The organism is Halomonas sp. SIMBA_159 (assembly GCF_046536035.1).
GTDB classification, from domain to species: domain Bacteria; phylum Pseudomonadota; class Gammaproteobacteria; order Pseudomonadales; family Halomonadaceae; genus Vreelandella; species Vreelandella venusta_A.
Genome location: NZ_JAWJBT010000296.1, coordinates 1 through 301, shown reverse-complemented (window position 1 = coordinate 301; position 301 = coordinate 1). Strand labels below are relative to the sequence as shown.

The 301-nt window shown below is 32.9% G+C and carries 1 protein-coding gene; it reads right to left on the bottom strand.

Features of this window, described 5'->3' with window-relative positions; all coding sequences use genetic code 11:
* The coding region (locus R0J87_RS19365) for a hypothetical protein (protein WP_498888276.1) at window positions 1–301 on the bottom strand (301 nt) is incomplete at both ends.

Here is a 301-nt window from a genome sequence, read left to right as displayed (position 1 = left end):
ATAAAGAGTGTAACGCATCATCAATCTGAGATTTCGATAATTTCGTGTCGAGATAAGAGAAAGATTGTTTGGGGAAAGGATTATATTGTTTCGCTAAAACTAAGATAATTTGTTTTTCCAGATTAGATAACCGTTTCAATTCTTGATTGAAACCTTTGGCAATTGCATCAAACATAAACTTTTCTGTCTCTAGGAAAGCCTGCAGACTTCCAGAGTAATGTTCTTTAATATAAAAAATAGCCTTCGTTAACGCCCAAGGATTTCCATTATATATACTGTTTAATTTTTGACTGGATCCGTA